Raw genomic sequence first — 18,087 nt, 5'->3', positions numbered from 1 at the left:
GTTACGCCTCCTCGTCGAACGCGGGGCTGTGCTCTCGTGCGTACTGCACGTAGCTGTTGCTGACGCCCTGCGGCACCATCGGCCACACCATCGCATCCGCACTGACGACGAAGTCGATGACGACGGGCCGGTCGTTGGTCTCGAGCGCGAGCTTCACCGCCGCATCCACGTCCTCCTCTTTCGTGACCCGGATGCCGAGGGCGCCGTACGCCTCGGCGAGCTTGACGAAGTCGGGGATGCGCATGGTGTCGTGCCCGGTGTTGAGGTCGGTGTTCGAGTAGCGGCCGTTGTAGAAGAGCGTCTGCCACTGCCGCACCATGCCGAGTGACGAGTTGTTGATGATCGCCACCTTGATCGGGATGTTGTTGATCGTGCAGGTGGCGAGCTCCTGGTTGGTCATCTGGAAACAGCCGTCGCCGTCGATCGCCCAGACGACACGCTCGGGTTCGGCGACCTTCGCACCCATCGCTGCGGGGACCGAGTAGCCCATCGTGCCGGCTCCCCCGGAGTTCAGCCAGGAATTCGGACGCTGGTACTTGATGAACTGCGCGGCCCACATCTGGTGCTGGCCCACGCCAGCCGCGAAGATGCCTTCCGGCCCCGTCAGCTCGCCGATGCGCTTGATGACATACTGCGGCGCCATCAGCCCGTCGGTCGTCGGCGCGTACCCGAGCGGGAATTCCTCGCGGAGCCCGTTCAGGTACGTCCACCACTCGACCAGGTCGGGCGCATTGTCTTTCGTCGCGTCGCGGAACGCGGACGTGAGATCGACGATGACGTCCTTGGCATCGCCGACGATCGGGACGTCGGCCGTGCGGATCTTGGAGATCTCCGCGGGGTCGACGTCGACATGGACGATCTTCGCGTTCGGTGCGAAGAGCGCGGTCTTGCCCGTGACGCGGTCGTCGAACCGCGCTCCGAGGGACACGATGAGGTCGGCCTCCTGCAGGCCGAGGACGGCGGGCACCGTTCCGTGCATGCCCGGCATGCCGAGGTGCTGCGCGTGGGAGTCCGGGAACGCACCGCGCGCCATCAGCGTCGTGGTGACGGGGGCCCCCGTCGCCTCTGCGAGTGCCAGGAGCTCCTCGGATGCACGGGCACGGATCACGCCGCCGCCCACGTAGAGGATCGGCTTCTTCGCTTCGGCGAGGAGCTGGGCGGCGGCGAGGATCTGCTTGCCGTGCGCCTTCGTCACCGGCCGGTAGCCCGGCAGGTCGATCTTCGGCGGCCAGACGAACGGGACCGTCTCCTGCTGGGCATCTTTGGTGATGTCGACGAGCACGGGTCCCGGGCGCCCCGTCCCTGCGATGTGGTAGGCGGCGGCGATCGTCGATGGGATGTCCGCTGCGCTCTTCACGAGGAAGGAGTGCTTGGTGATCGGCATCGTGATGCCGACGATGTCGGCCTCCTGGAACGCGTCCGTGCCCATCAGCGTGGAGAAGACCTGGCCGGTGATGAACAGGGTCGGGACCGAGTCCATGTGCGCGTCCATGATCGCGGTGACCAGGTTGGTCGCTCCGGGGCCGCTCGTCGCCATCGCGACGCCGACCTTGCCGGTCGCGGCGGCGTAGCCTTCTGCGGCGTGGCCGCCGCCCTGTTCGTGGCGGACCAGGATGTGGCGTATCTTCTTCGAATCCATGAGCGGGTCATAGATGGGAAGGATGGCGCCGCCCGGGAGGCCGAAGACGACATCGATTCCGAGCAGCTCGAGAGTGCGCACGACCGACTCGGCTCCGGTGAGCTGCTCGGGTGCGGCCCTGCCGAGCTGCGGTGTGGGTAACACGGTCGTTGGTGGTTCCGTGGACATGAGTGAGCGAATCCCTACGTACGAAACGGATGATGAGAGCGCAAGCTACCCGGTGATCGCGCCCTCCGCGGCGGAGTGCACGAGCTTCGAATACTTTGCGAGAACGCCACGGGTATAGCGCGGAGGAAGCGGTGCCCAGCCTTCACGGCGGGCGGCAAGCTCGGAATCGTCGACAAGTAGGTCGAGGGAGCGAGCTGCGATATCGACCCGTATCAGATCACCATCGCGCACGAATGCGATCGGACCTGCGTCCACCGCTTCGGGTGCTATGTGGCCGATACACAGTCCGGTTGTGCCGCCTGAGAATCGTCCGTCTGTCAATAGTAGTACATCCTTGCCGAGCCCTGCGCCCTTGATGGCCGCGGTGATGGCCAGCATCTCGCGCATCCCCGGACCGCCCTTCGGGCCCTCGTAGCGGATGATGACCACGTCGCCCGCGTTGATCGAGCCCTCGGTGAGCGCATCCATCGCCGCGCGCTCGCGTTCGAACACGCGGGCCGGCCCCTCGAACACGTCGGCGTCGAAGCCGGCCGTCTTGACGACGGCGCCCTCCGGTGCGAACGAGCCTTTGAGGATGGTGATGCCACCGGTCTTGTGAATCGGGTTGTCGAGTGTGCGCATCACCTCGCCGTCCGGGGCAGGAGGGTTGATCTCGGCCAGGTTCTCGGCGACCGTCTTGCCGGTCACGGTCAGGCAGTCCCCGTGGATCAGCCCCGCGTCCAGGAGCGCCTTCATGACGACGGGCACGCCGCCGTGGCGGTCGACGTCGTTCATCACATACTTGCCGAACGGCTTCAGGTCGCCGATGTGCGGGATCTTGTCGCCGATGCGGTTGAAGTCGTCGATGGTGAGGTCGACCTCCGCCTCGCGGGCGATGGCGAGCAGGTGGAGGACGACGTTGGTCGATCCGCCGAACGCCATGGCGACGGCGATGGCGTTCTCGAACGCCTCCTTGGTGAGGATGTCGCGTGCGGTGATGCCGAGCTTGAGAAGGTTGACGACGGCCTCACCGCTGCGGTGCGCGAAGTAGTCGCGGCGGCGGTCCGCCGAGGGCGGCGCTGCCGAGCCGGGAAGGCTCATACCGAGCGCTTCGGCGACGGAGGCCATGGTGTTCGCCGTGTACATCCCACCGCACGCGCCTTCGCCCGGCGCGATCGCGCACTCGATGCGCTTGAGGTCTTCCTCGCTCATCTTGCCCGCCTTGCAGGCTCCGACCGCCTCGAACGAGTCGATGATGGTCACGTCTTTCTCCGTGCCGTCGGAGAGCTTGACCCAGCCGGGAGCGATCGATCCCGCGTAGAGGAACACGGCTGCCAGGTCGAGGCGTGCCGCGGCCATCAGCATGCCGGGCAGCGACTTGTCGCAGCCGGCGAGGAGGACGGTGCCGTCGAGTCGTTCGGCCATCATGACCGTCTCGACCGAGTCGGCGATCACTTCACGCGAGACGAGCGAGAAGTGCATGCCCTCGTGGCCCATCGAGATGCCGTCGGAGACGGAGATCGTGCCGAACTGGAGCGGATAGCCTCCACCGGAGTGCACGCCCTCCTTCGCGCCCTGGGCGAGCCTGTCGAGGGAGAGGTTGCAGGGGGTGATCTCGTTCCACGAGCTCGCAATACCGATCTGGGGCTTCTCCCAGTCGGCGTCGCCCATCCCGACCGCACGGAGCATTCCGCGGCTGGTGGTGGCTTCGATCCCGTCAGTGACGACCCGCGAACGCGGTTTCCAGTCGATTTCAGGCATGTGACGAGTCTAGAACGACCGTGGCCCCGGATTTTCACACAGCGCCCGTCCCCGGAGACGACACGAGCCGGGCGCGGCGGGCGGCCGCGCGGGCAGGCCTAGCATGAGCGCATGATCCGCACGCGCCTCTATCGCAACGGCATCGTCGAGCTCGAGGACTTCCCGCTCGCCGACGTCTCCGACCACATCGTCGACCCGACGGCGACCGTCTGGGTCGACTTCACGAACCCCACGAGGAAGGACCTCATGGCGCTCGAGGAAGAGCTGGGCCTGCACCGGCTGGCCGTCGAGGACGCCATCAACGATTTCGAACGGCCGAAGCTCGACCGGTACGAGACGCACCTCTTCCTCGCTGCATACGCGGTCGGCCTCGACAAGAAGTCCGGAACCCTCTCGACCCATGCGATCAAAGCGTTCATCACGCAGCGGGCGCTGGTCACGGTCCATAAGCAGTCATTCGACATCTCGGATGTCGTCCAGCGCTGGGACGACGAGCCCGACCTCGCCGTCCACGGTGTCACCTTCCTGCTGTGGGGTCTCCTCGACTCCGTCGTCGACGGTCACTTCGAAGCCGTTCAGGACCTCGATGCGGAGATCGAAGGCCTCGAGGATTCGCTGTTCGACCCGAAGCCGAGATCGCCGGAAGTGCAGCGCCGGTCGTTCGAACTCCGCAAGAGCCTCGTGCTGCTCAGGCGTGTCATCCTGCCGATGCGCGAAGTGGTCAACACGCTGATGCGGCGCGACCTCGAAGCGATCGACACCTCCATGGCACCGTACTTCCAGGACGTCTACGACCACGTACTGCGGGCGACCGAGTGGACGGAGTCGTTGCGCGACCTCGTGAACACCATCCTCGAGACGAACATCAGCCTCCAGGGGAACCGCATGAACCTGATCATGAAGAAGGTGACGAGCTGGGCCGCGATCATCGCGGTGCCGACGGCTATCACCGGCTTCTACGGCCAGAACCTCCCCTACCCTGGGTTCGCCACCGAGGCCGGGTTCATCGTCTCGAGCGCGCTCATCGTCGTCATCTCAGTCGGCCTCTACTTCGCGTTCAAACGCAACGACTGGCTCTAGCGCCAACGGTTCAGCTACGCGTTGAGCGCTGGGCGGCCCAGGCTTCGCGTGCGTCTGCGAGCATCCCCAGAAGGATCGCGATGGTCTCCGGATCAGCGACGCGAAACTGTGCGGCCGTGTCGCCTTCGCCGACCTTGATTCCGACGTCGCCCTTCTGAAGCACCGCGAAGCCGTCTTCATCGGTCACGTCGTCGCCGGCGAACAGCACCGTCGTCGCTCCCACGTGGTCGCGCAGCCGAGCGATGCCGTCGCCCTTGTCCGCTCCGCGTACGGAGAACTCGAGGATGTCCTTGCCGTCGCGGACCGTCAGCTCGCCACCGACCTGTGCGGCGGCCGCGTAGGCTGCGGCGTTGGTGCCGGCAGCGGCCTCCGCGTCGAGGTTGCGGGTGTGGACGCCGAAACCGACGGGCTTGACCTCGAGCCTCGTGCCGGGTGTCGCATCCACGATGTCACCGAGGAGTTCGCCGAGGCGCGCGAGCGTCGCCTTCTCTGTGTCCGTCAGATCGAGCGAGTCGCCGTCGCGGCCGAACCGCAGCTCGACGCCGTGGGACCCGATCAGCAGCGCATCCGCATCCGCTTCGGTCACCTCTTCCAGGCTCGCGAGCGGTCGCCCCGACACGTAGGCCACCCACGTGTCCGGCACACGCTCGAGCCGGTCGAGGGCGGCCTTCGCCGCAGGCAGGGCCCTGGCGCTGCGGGGCTTGTCGACGAACGGTGCGAGCGTTCCGTCGAAGTCCAGAGCGAGCAGGAGCCGTTCGGTCGCGGCGGCCCGCTTCAGTGCTTCGGCGAGCGCGAGAGCGGAGTCGGCGCGGCTGGGTGGTGCTGTGTTCGTCATCGTGGTTCGGTTCATCCCCGGTTGGTGGGCGGATTCTGCAGCGGGTGGTCGCCGTGGGCACTGCGGGTCAGTGCGTCGAGGAACGAGGCAGACCACCGGGCGACATCGTTCGTGATCACGCGCTTGCGGAGCGCGCGCATGCGGCGGGCGCGCTCGCGTCGCGGCATGGCGATCGCGGCCATCATCGTCTCTTTGAGTCCCTCGATGTCGTGCGGATTGATCAGCAGCGCCTGACGCAGCTCGTCGCTCGCTCCGGCGAACTCGCTGAGCACGAGCACTCCGTCTTCATCGACGCGGCTCGCGACGTACTCCTTCGCGACCAGGTTCATCCCGTCGCGAAGGGCTGTGACGAGCATCACGTCGGCCGCGAGATACAGAGCGACCATCTCTTCGCGCGGGTACCCGTGGTGCAGGTAGGCGATCGCCGTGTGGCTGATGCTGCTGTAGTCGCCGTTGATCCGCCCGACGGTCAGCTCGATCTCGTCGCGCAACAGGCGGTATGTCTCCACGCGCTCGCGGCTCGGGCTGGCGACCTGGACGAGCGTGACGTCATCCACCTGGATCCTGCCCTCGGCGAGCAGTTCGCCGAATGCCTTAAGGCGGTGCCCGATGCCCTTCGTGTAGTCGAGCCGGTCGACGCCGAGCATGATCGTGGTCGGGTTGCCGAGATCCTCGCGGATCTGTCGCGCCCGCTCCTGGATCTCGGGACGGTTCGCGAGATCCTGGTACTTCTGGGTGTCGATCGAGATCGGGAACTGGCGGGCGAGCACCGTGCGCACGAGGGCGCCGTGGCGGTTCGTGGTCACGTGGCGATGCGACCCGGAGGACGGATCATCCGACTCGATCGGCACCTCGATGATCGGGCCGCGGGTCTCGAAGCCCTTGAGCCTGCGCACAGCGCGCGAGAAGTTGCCCGCGTCGGCCAGCCGCTGGAAGCCGATCACGTCGGCGCCCAGCAGGCCGTCGATGATCTGGCGCCGCCACGGAAGCTGCGAGTAGATCCCATAAGGAGGGAACGGGATGTGGTTGAAGAATCCGATCACCAGGTCGGGTCGTGCCTCGCGGAGCATCGCCGGTACGAGCTGGAGCTGGTAGTCGTGGACCCACACGACGGCGCCCGGTGCGGAAACCCGGGCCGCTGCATCCGCGAACCGGTGGTTGACGCGCAGGTACGCATCCCACCACTCCCGATGGAAGCTCGGCGGGGCGATGACGTCATGGTAGAGCGGCCACAGGGTGTCGTTGGAGAAGCCCTCGTAGTACTCCTCGATCTCCTGGTCGCTCAGGGGAATCGGGATGATGCTGATGCCGTCGGCCTCGAAGGGTTCGATCACCTCGTCGGCCACGCCGGCCCAGCCGATCCAGACGCCGTCCTCCTGCCGCATCACGGGCTCGAGTGCCGCCACGAGGCCGCCGGGCGACGGCCTCCATGACGCCGATCCGTCGTCACCGGTCACACGGTCGACAGGCAGGCGGTTCGAGACGATGACCAGGTCATAGGTCGGGTCCGTATGACTGTCGTCGTGTCCGTTGTGAGCTGAGATGGTGAGTCCTGTCCGTCGTCGTCCGCCGGTTTACGCACTCCATTTAGGCTACCAGCGTGCCGGCGAGGAGGTCCCCGGCGGTTCGTCAGAAGGACATCCGGTGTTCAGGTCGGCTGGCTAAACTGCCCGTGATGCTACGAATCGGCATGAGCACCTCCTGCGTGTATCCGTTATCGACGGAGCACGGCTTCCGCTTCGCGCGGCTTGCCGGATACGACGGCGTCGAAGTCATGGTCACGAACGACGAGACCACCCAGTACGCCGGCCCGCTGCTGGCCCTGTCGGCCAAATACGACATGCCCATCCTGTCGATCCACGCGCCGGTGCTGCTGCTCACCCACTTCGTGTGGGGTCGCGACCCCATGGTGAAGCTCGAGCGCTCGGCCCACCTCGCGCGGTCCGTCGGCGCTTCGACCGTGGTCGTGCATCCGCCGTTCCGCTGGCAGGCAGGGTACGCCGACAACTTCCTGCAGATCGTGCGCGAAACACAGGAGCACTACGGGGTGGACATCGCGGTCGAGAACATGTTCCCGTGGAAGGTCGCGGGCAGGAGCCTCAAGGCGTATTCGCCGGGCTGGGATCCGCGCACGATGGACTGCGACTCCGTCACGCTCGACTTCTCGCATGCGGCACTCAGCGGACAGGACGGGCTGCAGCTCGCGCGCGAGTTCGGCGAGCGCCTGCGCCACGTGCACCTGTGCGATGGCTCCGGGGCACTCGACGAAGGTCGTGTCTTCGATGAGCACCTGCTGCCTGGCTACGGGAGCCAGCCGGTCGCCGAAGTGCTCGAACTGCTCGGTTCGCAGCGGTGGACGGGCAACATCGTCGCCGAGGTCAACACCCGCAAAGCGCGCACCGACCAGGAGCGGCTCGACCTGCTCGTGGAGACACTCGACTTCGCCCGCCTGCATGGGACGGTGCCGCGTCGGCCGCGCTTCTCCCGATCTCGCAAGGCGCTCGCCGCGATGATGCCGGGGGCGCGCTGAGCGATCGCGTGTCCGTGATCGCGGTCAGTGCCGGCCGGCCAGCGCCGCCTCGAAGGCGTGTGCATACGCGCGGTAGCCGGCCGCGGTCGGGTGGTATGCAGCGGGGCCTTTCGTGTTGACCCAGGGCTTGGCGCTTCCGACTCCGTGATTCGTGAAGCTCACGGGCACGTACCAGATCTTCACCCCGCGCCCCTGCTGGCGGACTACCGCTGATTCGGCATCCGCGTTGAGGGCCGCGGTCGCCGTGTTCACCGCAGCGGTCGTCGCGAACTCCGGATTGCTGGTCGCCGGCAGTTCGAACAGCAACGGATAGCCCGTGACGACGATCCGCGCGTTCGGCGCGGCCTCGGCGATGGCCTGGTACGTCGTCTCCAGACGATCGGTCAGCTTTCCGATGAGGTCGACGGCGGCGGCGAAGTCGTTCTTGCAGTCCGCGCTCGGGCCCGCGGAGCAGGCCGCGGCCAGCGCGGCGACGCCGAGGTCGTTTCCGCCGATGCTGACGGTGACCAGGTCGACGTCGCCGTTGAGCGCCCAGAGCTGCCTGTTCACCAGATCGTCCGTCGTGGCGCCACTGCAGGCCGCATTGTGCAGCAGGCGGACTCCCGTGTCCTCGGCGAAAACGGCGGGGTAGCTCGACTCAGCACTCCGCACGCAGCCGCCGTGCTCATCCCCCGCTCCCATCCCGGCGGCGAACGAGTCGCCGAGCGCGACGTACCGCGTGTCGCCGGTGAGGGTCATGGGCGGCATGTTCTCCGCCTTGGGGATGGGTGTCGCCACCGGGCTCTTCACGGCGATCGCGTGACCCGGGACCGGCCCGGTGACCGGGGTCGTCGACGCGCCGATCGCCCACGCGCCCGCGCCGAGCGCAAGCACCCCCGCCACTGCTGCAGTGGTGATCAGGAGAGTACGTCGACGCATCCGATCGACGCTACCCGTCCGGGAGAACGTCGGCAAAACTCTTCAGCTACTTCGAGGAAATCTTCTCGGTCAAAGCCAGCACGACGGCGGGCATGGTCTCCGACACGCGCTCGGACAGCGGCCGCTGGTCCCCGGCCAGGATGGCGTTCTGCTCGGCGCTCGCACAGAGCTCGGCGATGATCCGGACCGCTTCGAGCGGGTCGATCACGAAGCGCCGCGAGACCGAGTCCAGAGCGTCGACCACGATGGTGGTCAGTTCGACGAAGAAGCTGTTCTGGAAGTCGAGATAGGAGCGCGCCACTTCTTCGTCGCGCATCGCGAGCAGCAGGAATTCGTTCTGGACCAGGCACCAGCGACGGTCGTCGGACTGCAGTTCGAGCACCTTCGCGATGACCGTGCCGACAAGCTCGTCCCGGATGCCCTCGCCCTGCTCCGCGAACGGCCCGAGGAACTCGCTGACACCCACCTGGAGCTGCTCGATCCTGAGGGCGTTCTCACGTTCCATGAGGGCGAAGAAGAGCTCTTCCTTCGTCGAGAAATTGGAGTAGAACGCACCGCGGGTGAACCCCGCGGCCTCGGTGATCATCTCGACCGACGAGGCGTGCACGCCCTTCTCGGCGAAGATCTCGAAGGCCGCGTCGAGCAGCCGGGCGCGCGTCTTCTGTCGCCGCGCCGACTCGGAGGGCGCGTCATCGATCAGTGCTGAAGAGACCAAGCTGAAACCTTCCTGAATCCGCTTTTGAATACACGAGTGTATTCGATACATTCAAGTATCGGATACGTCGCTGTATCGAACTTCACAATACCTTCTGCGTAGGAGAACGCGTGTCCTCTCTGCTTTATTCGATCGGCCGCTGGGCGTTCCGCAGCCGAAAGCTCGTGGTCTCCCTGTGGCTCATCCTTCTTGTGGCGATCGGCGGCGGCGCGGTCCTCCTCAACCAGGGCACCGACAACTCCTTCAGTATCCCCGGCACCGAATCGCAGCAAGCCCTCGACACCCTCAGCCGCAACTTCCCCCAGGTGAGCGGCACCTCCGCCCAGGTGGTGGTGGTCGCACCCGACGGCAGCACCGTCCGCGCATCCGACATCACGACACCGGTCACCGACGCGGTGAAATCGATCGAGGGCATCTCCGGGGTCGCCGGCGTCACCTCTCCCTACAGCGACCTCGTGAAGAACACGATCTCCTCCGACGGTTCGGCCGCCGTGATCACCGTGCAGCTGAAGGGCCAGCAGAGCACGGTCGGCGCGGACACGAAGAGCGCAATCCAGGCCGCCGGGAAAGACCTCAAGGCCGCGCTTCCGGCCGGCTCGCAGGTCGCCGTGGGCGGGCAGGTCTTCTCGCAGAGCCTGCCGACGATCAGCGCCACCGAGCTCATCGGCGTCGGCGTGGCTCTCGTCGTGCTCATCCTGACGTTCGGCTCGTTCATCGCCGCCGGCATGCCGCTGCTCACCGCGCTTCTCGGCGTCCTGCTGTCTGTCTCGCTGATCTTCATCGCGACCCTGTTCGGGCCGATCTCGTCGACGACTCCCCTGCTGGCGCTGATGCTGGGTCTGGCGGTCGGAATCGACTACTCGCTGTTCGTCATCTCCCGACATCAGAGCCAGCTGAAGATGGGGGTGGACCCGGAGGAGTCGACGGCCCGGGCCGTGGCGACCGCCGGTTCCGCTGTGCTGTTCGCCGGGATCACCGTCATCATCGCGCTGGTCGGGCTCTCCGTCGCCGGCATCCCCTTCCTGACGACGATGGGCATCGCCGCCTCCGTGGCCGTCGCCATCGCTGTGCTGATCTCGCTGACGCTGACGCCTGCCCTGGTCGGATTCGCAGGAAAGCGGATCACGCCCGGCTACCGTGCGGCGCGCCGTCGCGAGCGGGCAGCCGCCCGCGCGGCGGTGACGAATGCCTCGGCATCGGATGCGGGTGCCGGTGCGGCGAGCGCGCGCGGTCTCGCCGGCGACGCATCCACCATTCCGTCGCGCGGCACGCTCGCTCCTGCTCCTGCCCCGGCCCAGGGCACCTCGCTCGCCCACGCGGCGAAAGCGGAGGTTCCGCCCGGGTTCTTCCGCGGCTGGGTCCGCTCGGTCACGAGGTACCCGATCGTGACCATCGTCGCCGTGATCGTCGCGCTCGGGATCGCCGCGATCCCCGCGGCCCAGCTGCGCCTCGCCCTGCCCGACGCAGGATCGCATGCCGCCGGTGATCCCGCGCGCGTGACCTACGACCTCGTCTCGGAGCATTTCGGTCCCGGCTACAACGGACCGCTCATCGTCACCGGGTCGATCGTCTCGAGCACCGACCCGGTCGGCCTGATGACGAAGATCGGCGACGAGATCGCCGCGATGCCCGGCGTCGCGGCCGTGCCCGTCGCGACCCCGAACCAGACGGCGGACACCGGGATCATCCAGGTCATCCCCACCACCGCCCCCGACTCGCCCGCGACCGCGCAACTCGTCGCGGACATCCGCGCGAAGCACCAGCACTTCCTCGACACCTACCATGTCGACCTCGCGGTGACCGGCGCGACTGCGGTGCAGATCGACGTGTCCGATCGGCTCGGCGGCGCGCTGCTGCCGTTCGGCATCCTCGTCGTCGGCCTGTCGCTCGTGCTGCTGACGATGGTCTTCCGTTCGATCGCCGTGCCGATCAAGGCGGCCCTCGGCTACCTCCTCTCCGTGGGCGCCGCCTTCGGTGCGGTCGCCGCCGTCTTCGGATGGGGATGGTTCGGCAACATCCTCAACGTCGCCAAAGAGGGTCCGGTGATCAGCTTCATGCCGATCATCCTGATGGGCGTGCTCTTCGGGCTCGCGATGGACTACGAGGTCTTCCTGGTCAGCCGGATCCGCGAAGACTACGTGCACGGCGGCGACGCGCGCCGGGCCGTGCAGAGCGGCTTCGTCGGCTCCGCGAAGGTCGTCACGGCAGCGGCGATCATCATGATCTCCGTGTTCGCCGCCTTCGTGCCGGAGGGCGACGCCTCGATCAAGCCGATCGCGCTCGGCCTCGCGGTCGGCGTGTTCGTCGACGCCTTCATCGTGAGGATGACGCTGGTGCCCGCCGTGCTCCAACTCCTCGGCGACAAAGCCTGGTGGATGCCGCGCTGGCTCGACCGGGTGCTCCCCTCGTTCGACATCGAGGGCGACGGCCTGCAGAAGGAGATCGAGTTGGCCGACTGGCCGGAACCCGGCTCGACGGCGCTGGCAGCAGCGGAGGGGCTCCGCGTCTCGCTCCGCGACGAGCCCGTGTTCTCGGATGTGTCGTTCCGCGTGGACGACGGGGCCATTCTCGTCGTCGGCGGCGGCCACCACGCCGGCAAGTCCGCCCTGCTGCTCACCATCGCCGGTCGTCTCGCGTCCGACGGCGGCAAGCTCAAGGTGGCCGGCTTCGTCCTGCCGACGCGGCGCTCCGCCGTGCGTTCGCGAGTGGCCGTCGCGCGGCTCGCCGTCAGCACGACCCCCGTCGACGATGTGCGACGCGCGCTGGAGGGTTCGCCGCAGATCCTCGCCATCGACGACATCGACCGCGTCGACGACCCGGCCGAGCGACGCCGCCTGCGATTCGAGCTGAGCGACGCATTCTCCCGCGCCCGCATCGACGGACGCCCGTTCGCCCTCGTCGTGAGCGCGGCCGACCTCGCCGCCGTCGACGATGTGCTCCCGACCGACGCGCACGCCGAATCCATCACCCTCGACCGCGCGGCGACCGACCACGCAGAAGCGCACGAGTCCGGCCCGACCGGCGCGCCCCGCCACACCGCCGACCGCATCCCACAGAAAGCCTGACCATGTCGTTCTTCACCATCGAACGCGCCCGCAGCCGCAAGCGCGTCACCTGGCTCACCGTGGTCGGCATCCTGCTCGTCCCGCTCGCCATCGGCGGTCTGCTCGTCTGGGCGCTCTGGAACCCCACCGAACGTCTCGGGGACGTGAAAGCTGCGGTCGTCAATCTCGACCAGCCGGTGAAGATCAACGGCCAGCTCATCCCGCTCGGACGCGAGCTCTCGGCCGGGCTCGTCGACGGCAAGACCACGCAGAACTACAGCTGGGTCCTGACGGACCGGAAGGATGCCGCAGCCGGGCTGGCGAACGGAAGCTACGTCACCGTCGTCACCATTCCGAAGGGCTTCTCCAAAGCAGCCACCTCGTACTCCGGCGCGGCAGGCGATGCCCGGCAGGCGACGATCGACGTCCAGACGAGCGCGAAGTCGAAACTGGTGGACTCGGCGATCAGCCAGGCGGTGACCACGACGGCGACATCCGTGCTCAACAAGCAGCTGACCTCGACGTACCTGGAGAACATCTACGTCGGGTTCAACACGGTCCACGACCAGCTGTCGAAGGCAGCAGATGGCGCGGGTTCCCTCGCATCCGGTGTCTCGAAGCTCGCAAGCGGTACGCATTCGCTCGCCTCAGCATCCGCGTCGATCGCCGGCGGCGTGTCGACCATGAGTGCGGGCCTGCAGAACCTGTCGGCAGCCACCTCGGGGCTCGCCGGAGGGCTCGGCCAGCTCCAGTCCAACACGGCCCAGCTGCCGGCGCAGGCATCGCAGCTCGCCGGCGGGGTGCAGGGCATCGCCGATGGCACCAAGAAGCTGGGAACGGCGCTGACCGGACTCGCCGCCATGTGCGCCAGCCACGGCGGCGACGCTGTCCTCTGCGGGTCCCTGGACGGCGTGGCCGCCTCGGTCACCACCGGTTCGGCCACGGCCCCCGGGCTGGCTCCGTCCGCCCAGAAGGTCGCCGACGGCGCGAAAGGGTTCGCCGGGGGGATGCCAGCGCTCAGTTCCGGGATCGCGCAGAGCGCATCCGGTGCCTCGCAACTCGCCGGGGGTGTCGCGCAGACGGCATCCGGTGCCGACTCGCTCGCCAGCGGCGCCGTCACCGTCAGTGACGGGATCACAGGGCTCGCGGCCGGCGCGGACAAGACCAGTGCGGGTGCCGCGTCGCTCGCGACCGGCCTCTCCACCGCCGTCTCGAAGCTACCGACCTATTCGTCGTCGGACCGGTCGAACCTCGCGACCGTCGTCGCCCAGCCGGTCGCGACGAAGGCCGGTACGGGCTCGCTGTTCGGCACCTCGAGCATTCCCCTCTTCGCCGTCGTTGCGCTCTGGCTCGGCGCCCTCGCCACTTTCCTCGTGCTCCAGGCCGTGTCGGCCAGAGCGCTGCTCACCACGCGCTCCTCCACGCGGATCGCACTCGGCGGCTTCCTGCCTGCCGTGGCGATCGGTGTCGCCCAAGGGCTCCTCGTAGCCGGGATCATGCAAGTAGCCCTCCAGCTCGACGCCGGCCACTGGTTCGCCTTCGCAGGCGTAGCCGCCCTCACCGGCATCGCGTTCGCCGCCGTGAACCAGGGCCTCACGGCGCTGCTCGGCGGGATCGGGCGCTTCATCTCGATGCTGGTCGTCGTGATCACTCTCGCCTCGGGGATCATCTCCACCGTGCCCGGCTTCTTCGACGCGTCCGTCACCTGGCTGCCGACGTCGGCCGCGATCAGTGCCATGCAGGGCGTCATCGACGGTACCGCCGGCGGGTGGCGCGGTGTCGGCGCGCTCCTGCTCTGGACGGTTCTCGGTCTCGGGATGGCCGTGGTGGCGGTGGGGCGACGGCGAACGGTTCGCATCGGCCAGCTCGCCGCACTCGACCAGGCGTAGCCGGAAGCTACGGAACGTGCGCTAGACGGTCGCCGCCAGCGCGAGCGTCGCCAGTACCACCGTCACCGGCGCGACCACGAGCCCCAGCAGCACGTAGCGCCGCCACGGGATCTCCACCTCCAGCGCAGTCAGCCGCTGGTGCCAGAGGAGAGTGGCCAGCGACGCCCACGGCGTGATGAGCGGACCCGCGTTGACACCGATCAGGAGAGCGACCAACCGCACCGGCGACCCCGCGGCCGGCTCGAGCACGAGATACGCGGGGAGGTTGTCGAGAACGTTCGCCGCGAGCATCCCGCTGACCGAGATCCGGAGGAGCTCCAGGGGCGACTCGCCGGAGCCGGAGACGGCGGTCAGCGCCGAACTCAGCCCGATGGACTGCAGCACCCCGATGAACAGGAACAGCCCGGATGCGAGTGTCACGAGCTGCCACGGCAGGATCGAGAAACGGATGGCCGACCGGCGCCTGAACAGGAAGACGACGAGCAGGACCACGGCGCCGGCCGATGCCGGGATCCACACGGCGATGCCGGAGACAAGGGCAGGGATGAGAGCACCGACCACGGCGGCGGAGAACCAGAACAGGACCTTGTCCTCGATCGGTTCCCGATCATCCGGCTGATAGGCCTGGAACAGGAACTTTCGCGCAACGACGAAGACCGCGACCGTCGGCACCACGATCGCGACCACCGCTGGAGCGGCGGTCAGGGCGGCGAACTCGATCGGACTCGGGCTGCCCATCGAATGCTGGGCGAGAAGGTTCGTCAGGTTCGACACCGGCAGCAGCAGCGAGGCCGTGTTCGCCAGCCAGACCGTGGTCAGTGCGAACGGCAGCGGACTCAGCCCGACATGACGGGCCAGCACGACGACGACGGGCGTGAGAAGGACGGCCGTTGTGTCAAGGGACAGGAAGATCGTGCTCACCGTCGCCAGCAGGACCACCAGGAGCCACAGCACCCACGCGCGCCCTCTCCCCCACCGTGCAGCCTGCTCGGCGATCGCGCGGAAGAGCCCTGCGCGCGCTGCGAGCTCTGTGACGACCGTTATCGCGATGACGAAGAGCAGGATTGGCCACACCCGCTCCCACAACACGCTCACCTCGCTGGGCGGAACGATCCCGTACACGATCGCATCGATGCCGAGGAAGAGGAGGACTCCACCGACGATCGCTGTTGTCACCGGGCCTCCTGAGCGCGCTCCGCCTGCAGGGAGCGGACGCCGCACCACTGTACCCCGCGGTCCACTGCGACTAGCGTTGGGGCGAACGGAGAGGGCCGCATGCGCAAGTACATGTTCAACGGGGCCGTGCTGAGCGCGGCACTCAGCATCTGGACGACCGTCCGCCGCACCAAGGACGGCGCACACGACTGGAAAGTCATCCTCCTCTGGATCAGTTCCGCGATCTCCCTCGCGATCGCCATCGGAACCGTCATCGAGGAGTCCCGCGAACTCAGGGGCGATCGCGAGTGATGGCATCCGCCATCAGACCGGGTGCAAAGTAGCGCAGACCAGCCGAAATCGGTGACGCGCCGCGCGGCGTGTCCGCCGGATACCGGGTCGGGATTCGGGGACACTTATACCAGTTGATTTGCTGACCTGGAAGGGGTTCCGCGATGTTCGGTCGCAGGCGTCATGTCGCTGCAGTCCCGGCTGCCCCCGTTCCGCAGTTGAGCGAGGCGCAGATCCTCGAGCTCGTCCACGAGAAACTGGCCGAATTCGTCGGCGAGCACGGTGAATGGACCGTGAGCCGTCGCGCCGACTCCGACACGGACGCCATCTTCCACACGATCCTCGCCCGCTCCGTCGCTGTCGGGATCACCGCAGCGATCATGGATGCGAAGCGCAAGCTCGAAGCCGGCGAACCTACGGAGCAGGCCGAGTCCGGGCTTCACGTCGCCGAGGAGCCTGCCGCAGAAGAGTGGGTCGAGGAGCCCGCGGCCTTCGGCTGGGAGCCCGCACCGATCACCGTGTGGACCGACCTGCGCAAGCCCGTCACCGGCGAGATCCCCGCGATCACCGAGCGCACCGCGGCCTGACCGCAGCGCATCCCCGTTCCGACGAGGGTCAGCCGACCGGGCCGTCAGCCGACCGGGCCGCGAGCCGACCGAACCTTCGGCGCCCGGAACCTCAGCCGATCGGTAGCCAGCCGGACGGGCCCTTCGAGCCTGCGCGGTATGCGTCGAGCGGCACCTTGTCCTCCGCCCACTCCTTCAGCACCGGGGCGACGATGCGCCAGCACTGCACCGCGGTGTCATCCCGGACGGACAGCGACGGGTCGCCGTCGAGCACCCCGGCGAGCACCTCACCGTAGGCGAGCAGCTGGCCCGGGCCGAATTGCGCGCTCAACGCAGCCCGGTCTATGACGTGCGGATCGCCCGGTCCGTTCACGTTCAGTTCGAGCGACATGCCATCAGGAGCGAGAAGGATTCGCAGCTTCGTCGGCTCGTGCGATCCGTGGAGCCCCTTCGGTACGTGCTGCGCAGGACGGAACGCGATGACGATCTCCCGTCGGCGCTCCCCGAGCGCTTTGCCCGAGCGCAGCGTGAACGGCACGCCCGCCCAGCGCCACGTGTCGATCTGGAACGTCGCCTCCGCGAGCGTCTCGGTCCCCCGCGTGGCGTCGACACCCGGCTCGTCGACATACGACGGGACCTTCGCATCGCCGACCGTTCCGGCCGTGTACCTGGCCCGCCGGCTCGACTCGAGCGGGCTGTCGCCCCATACCCGCGTCGCCCGCAGCACGGCACCCTTCGCATCCCTCAGATCCCGTGCGTCGAGCGTCGACGGAGCGTCCATCGCGAGGATCGCGAGCACCTGCAGAAGATGGCTCTGGATCATGTCGGTCAGCGCGCCCGCCTTGTCGTAGTAGCGCGCACGTCCCTCGAGGGCCAGCGTCTCGTCATAGATCACGTCCACACGGGCGATATGGTCCGAGTTCCACAGCGGTTCGAAGATCCGGTTCGCGAAACGCAGCCCGAGCAGGTTGAACACGGTCGAATTGCCCAGGAAATGGTCGACCCGGTGCACTTGGTCCTCGGGGACGAGCTTCGCGAGCTGCGCGTTCAGCGCGATCGCCGAACGACGGTCCGTACCGAACGGCTTCTCCAAGGCGAGCGTCGTCTTCGGCGGCAACTGCACCTTCTCGAGCGCACGGCAGGCCGCCGCTGCGATGGCAGGCGGCAGGGCGAAATAGATCGCCGGCGTCCCCTCGCACGCGTCGAGCAGACGTGCCAGGTCGTCTGCTTTCGTCACATCAGCGCTGACGTAGTGCGTGTTCTTCAGCAGGTCGTCGACCGCCGCGCCCTTCGCCTTCATCGTCGAGAACGACGCACGCACGACACGGCGCCAGTGCGCATCCGTCCAGTCCTCGCTGCCCGCGCCCACCAGCTTCAGCCGCCGGTCGGGCTCGTTCGTGAGCAGTTGCCCCAGTGCCGGGAGGAGGAGTCTGGACGCGAGGTCTCCGCTCGCCCCCAGAATCAGAAGAGTCGTCACAGACTGGGCCATGCCTTTCACAGTACGGCCATACTGAAGA

14 protein-coding genes are annotated in these 18,087 nt (G+C 67.6%); 6 read left to right on the top strand and 8 right to left on the bottom strand.

All coding sequences use genetic code 11. The features are described from left to right. Position 1: 1 nt before the first annotated feature. Entirely contained in the window at positions 2–1,807 is a 1,806-nt protein-coding gene (locus ACV7NN_RS18620) for an acetolactate synthase large subunit (RefSeq protein ID WP_463351040.1), read from the bottom strand. A 45-nt stretch (positions 1,808–1,852) separates the two neighbouring features. Continuing rightward, complete coding sequence (gene ilvD, locus ACV7NN_RS18615; protein WP_463351039.1) at positions 1,853–3,547, bottom strand: dihydroxy-acid dehydratase; 1,695 nt, start codon at positions 3,545–3,547, stop codon at positions 1,853–1,855. A 111-nt stretch (positions 3,548–3,658) separates the two neighbouring features. On the opposite strand from ilvD, the gene ACV7NN_RS18610 reads away from it, so the two are divergent. After that, entirely contained in the window at positions 3,659–4,627 is a 969-nt protein-coding gene (locus ACV7NN_RS18610; protein ID WP_463351038.1) for a magnesium transporter CorA family protein, read from the top strand. A gap of 10 nt (positions 4,628–4,637) precedes the next feature. On the opposite strand, the gene otsB is transcribed toward ACV7NN_RS18610, so the two are convergent. Further along, positions 4,638–5,462, bottom strand: coding sequence for a trehalose-phosphatase (gene otsB, locus ACV7NN_RS18605; protein WP_463351037.1), 825 nt, complete (start codon positions 5,460–5,462; stop codon positions 4,638–4,640). Between the two features lie 11 nt (positions 5,463–5,473). After that, positions 5,474–7,006, bottom strand: a complete 1,533-nt coding sequence (gene otsA, locus ACV7NN_RS18600; protein ID WP_463351325.1) for an alpha,alpha-trehalose-phosphate synthase (UDP-forming) — start codon at positions 7,004–7,006, stop codon at positions 5,474–5,476. A 131-nt stretch (positions 7,007–7,137) separates the two neighbouring features. Here otsA and ACV7NN_RS18595 point away from each other — a divergent pair, with 131 nt between their 5' ends. Next, positions 7,138–7,992, top strand: a complete 855-nt coding sequence (locus ACV7NN_RS18595) for a sugar phosphate isomerase/epimerase family protein (protein ID WP_463351036.1) — start codon at positions 7,138–7,140, stop codon at positions 7,990–7,992. A gap of 24 nt (positions 7,993–8,016) precedes the next feature. Here the strand turns inward: ACV7NN_RS18595 and ACV7NN_RS18590 are convergent, their stop codons facing one another. Next, positions 8,017–8,910 (bottom strand): SGNH/GDSL hydrolase family protein, encoded by an 894-nt coding sequence (locus ACV7NN_RS18590; RefSeq protein WP_463351035.1) that lies wholly within the window; start codon positions 8,908–8,910, stop codon positions 8,017–8,019. A gap of 46 nt (positions 8,911–8,956) precedes the next feature. Continuing rightward, positions 8,957–9,625: a TetR/AcrR family transcriptional regulator gene (locus tag ACV7NN_RS18585; protein ID WP_463351034.1), complete on the bottom strand. Its 669-nt coding sequence runs from the start codon at positions 9,623–9,625 to the stop codon at positions 8,957–8,959. Positions 9,626–9,735: 110 nt separating this feature from the next. Between ACV7NN_RS18585 and ACV7NN_RS18580 the strand changes: the two genes are divergently transcribed. Both ACV7NN_RS18580 and ACV7NN_RS18575 read left to right on the top strand, forming a co-directional pair. Beyond that, positions 9,736–12,690 (top strand): MMPL family transporter, encoded by a 2,955-nt coding sequence (locus ACV7NN_RS18580; RefSeq protein WP_463351033.1) that lies wholly within the window; start codon positions 9,736–9,738, stop codon positions 12,688–12,690. Positions 12,691–12,692: 2 nt separating this feature from the next. After that, positions 12,693–14,558: a YhgE/Pip domain-containing protein gene (locus tag ACV7NN_RS18575; RefSeq protein WP_463351032.1), complete on the top strand. Its 1,866-nt coding sequence runs from the start codon at positions 12,693–12,695 to the stop codon at positions 14,556–14,558. A 21-nt stretch (positions 14,559–14,579) separates the two neighbouring features. On the opposite strand, the gene ACV7NN_RS18570 is transcribed toward ACV7NN_RS18575, so the two are convergent. Further along, positions 14,580–15,734 (bottom strand): SLC13 family permease, encoded by a 1,155-nt coding sequence (locus tag ACV7NN_RS18570; RefSeq protein ID WP_463351031.1) that lies wholly within the window; start codon positions 15,732–15,734, stop codon positions 14,580–14,582. Between the two features lie 99 nt (positions 15,735–15,833). Here ACV7NN_RS18570 and ACV7NN_RS18565 point away from each other — a divergent pair, with 99 nt between their 5' ends. Further along, positions 15,834–16,025 (top strand): hypothetical protein, encoded by a 192-nt coding sequence (locus tag ACV7NN_RS18565; protein WP_463351030.1) that lies wholly within the window; start codon positions 15,834–15,836, stop codon positions 16,023–16,025. 143 nt (positions 16,026–16,168) lie between these two features. Then, entirely contained in the window at positions 16,169–16,591 is a 423-nt protein-coding gene (locus tag ACV7NN_RS18560) for a hypothetical protein (protein ID WP_463351029.1), read from the top strand. A 91-nt stretch (positions 16,592–16,682) separates the two neighbouring features. Here the strand turns inward: ACV7NN_RS18560 and ACV7NN_RS18555 are convergent, their stop codons facing one another. Then, entirely contained in the window at positions 16,683–18,059 is a 1,377-nt protein-coding gene (locus ACV7NN_RS18555; RefSeq protein WP_463351028.1) for a glucose-6-phosphate dehydrogenase, read from the bottom strand. Positions 18,060–18,087: the final 28 nt, after the last annotated feature.

It is taken from the genome of Leifsonia sp. Ger2509 (genome assembly GCF_055231915.1).
This window is presented reverse-complemented; position numbering and strand designations above follow the sequence as displayed.